Below are 2,651 nucleotides of genomic sequence, written 5' to 3' on the forward strand. Positions count from 1 at the left end.
CCGGGTCACTGGTGTCGGTGCTGGGTTCGGTGGTGTCCCAGTAGGTTTCCAGCAACCCCGGCCAGGTCACGTACACCCGACCGGCCGGGCTGGTCCAGGTGCACCGCCCACCCGGGGTCATCGTCACCGACCACCCGGATTGTTTAGTGCGGTGATGCCGCCGACACAAACATTGCAGGTTCCAGTCCGCCGTCGGACCCTCCGGCCACGCGACCACATGATCCAGGTCGGTAAACCTCGCCCCACGCGTACACCCAGGGAACCGGCAGCGCTGATCGCGGCGTTTCACCCGCTCCCGCATCGACTCCGGCGGCCGATACGACTTACTGATCGCCTGATCGTCCAGGCGGTAATCCACCGGGTCGAACCCCCGGTGACTGGTCGTCACCTTCGACGCCGTGAACGCCGGGTGCCCAATCAACTCGGCCAGATCACTCCCGCTGATCGGCCCCGCCGTCGGATGCTGCACCACCTCCTCCGGAGAGACACCACCAGGCGAAGCAACCTCGTCGACCTCGTCGACTTCAGCGGGTTCGTTGGCCGTGGTCGTGCCCGGTCGGTGGTCACCCGCAGTCGCGGTGCCTGCGGTTGTGCTGCTCGCGTTCGTCCTGACGTCATCGCGAGTGCGGTTGTCGGAACTCGCGGCATGCGTCGACTGAGAGCTGCCCGCGGTCTTCCTCGCGCCGTCACCCTCGTCAGCGTCGGAGGCGGTGTCGGCCGTGACATCCGCGGCATCCTCGGTGGCGTTGGCGTAAGCGTCGGAGGCGGTGTCGGCCGTGACATCCGCGGCATCCTCGGTGGCGGTGGCGGTGTCGGTCGTGATGTCCGCGGCATCCTCGGTGGGGTTGGTGTCGGGGGTGTAGGTGTTGCACGCGGACTGGGGTTTGAGCACGTCCACGTGCACGGTCAGGGACACGTTATGCATCGCGAGTTCGAACAACGCCGCAGCCCGATGCTCCCCCAACGTGTACGGGTCACCACCGGGAGTGCTCGCGAACTCCAGCCTCCGGGCGGCAGCACGCGCTTCGACCGCGTCCCTCAACGCCGCTGCTTGCGCGGTCGGCATCGCCGCGGTCAGCAACGCCAACCCCGGCACCGAGTGCGGGTCCAACCACACCCCGGTCTGCTGCGCCTGCGTGCGCTTCTTCGTCCGCCGCGCCGCCGAAGCCTCCAACCGCTCCACCAACGTGCGCGCCGAACGGCGGGCCACACTACGCGCCCGATACTGCACACCCCGCCGCAAGATCAGATCCTCCACCTGCTCACAGGTCTCCGGACGCGCATCAGCAACCTCCCGCCCCAGGGTGGTCGCGGTCGCCCAATTCACCGCACCGGCACCGACCTGCTCCAACACCCGCGGCAACCGGGCGGTAACCAGCGCAGCATCCTCGATCAGGCCACCAGCCTCATAATCACCCAGCCCGAGGGCGGGACCGACCTCTTCGTGCGCCAACGCTGCCTGATACCCCACCGGGTGTTCCACCGTGGGCCCCAGCACCCCCGCCGCGGAATGATCCGCCGGGTCAGCCTGATCAAACCGGGCAAACCGGGCCACCGCCCGCGCCCGCACCGCCAAGGCTTGCTGAGCCACCGCATGCGCCGCCGCCACCGTCGCCAGATACCGCTGACGCAACCGGTTGGACCGCTCCACCTCAGCCGCCTGCTGCGGACTCAACACCCCAGCCGACACCAGCAATGACTCCGGCATCGCAGCGAACGCGTCCGGCACCCCCGCCCGCGGGTCGGTCGGCACCTCAGTGTCAGCGAAAAACCGGTCCGGGGCACCCGGAGCGAACGGGTTGGCTTCACTCAACCGGTCGAACACGTTACGGGTCAGCACGCTGATCGCAGCCAACTGCACCTCAACCAGGTCGAACCCGCGCATCCCGGCAACCTCAGGGTCGGTCGCCACCTCCATCGCCGCCGGCAGCCCGTCTTCGAAAAGCACCGACTCGATGAACTCCCGCGCACCAGTGGACTCAGCTCCGATCCCCCCAGCCGCCTGCACACTCACCGCCTCCCGGGCAGCACCAGCGGTGCTGCCCGGGAGGGTCGGTGCGGTGATCGGCATACCCCACAGTTTACCCGAACAGGTGTGCGGAAAGAAGACGTTGTGGACATCTTTTTCGTTGTGGCACAACAGTTTTCGAGCCACCTGGCGCGGGCACAACCGGTGCGGTCGAGTATGCCAGCCACCACCGACACACCCGGGGTCCACCGATGGTTTCGACGCGGGACTCGCAAGCTCGCCCCTTGCTCAACCGGCGATGGGGTCAGGGCGGTTTCGATGCGCTCGACCGGCGTTGAGGTCAGGGCGGTTTCGATGCGCTCGCTCGTTCCTCGCTCGCTTACTCAACCGGCGTCGAGGTCAGGGCGGTTTCGATGCGCTCACTCGTTCCTCGCTCGCTTACTCAACCGGCGATGGGGTCAGGGCGGTTTCGATGCGCTCGCTCGTTCCTCGCTCGCTTACTCAACCGGCGATGGGGTCAGGGCGGCGCTCAACCAACGATGGGTCAGTGCTCAATGAGGTTGACCCCGTTCGGTGGACATCCTGATCGTCAGGTTTCGGCCTGGCAGGGAAGGATGCCCTCATGGGTGCGAAGAGGAAGAGTTACACCCCGAAGTACCGGCAGGAAGCCGCGCACTTGGTG

1 protein-coding gene is annotated in these 2,651 nt (G+C 67.1%); it reads right to left on the reverse strand.

Going from position 1 to position 2,651, the window contains the following annotated elements; genetic code table 11:
* Window positions 1-2,071: hypothetical protein (locus G9U51_RS16990; protein WP_166198791.1), on the reverse strand; the 2,071-nt coding region annotated here is incomplete at its 3' end.
* Between the last annotated feature and the right edge of the window lie 580 nt (window positions 2,072-2,651).

The sequence above is a fragment of the Metallococcus carri genome, from assembly GCF_011440275.1.
Taxonomy (GTDB): Bacteria; Actinomycetota; Actinomycetes; order Actinomycetales; family Dermatophilaceae; genus Metallococcus; species Metallococcus carri.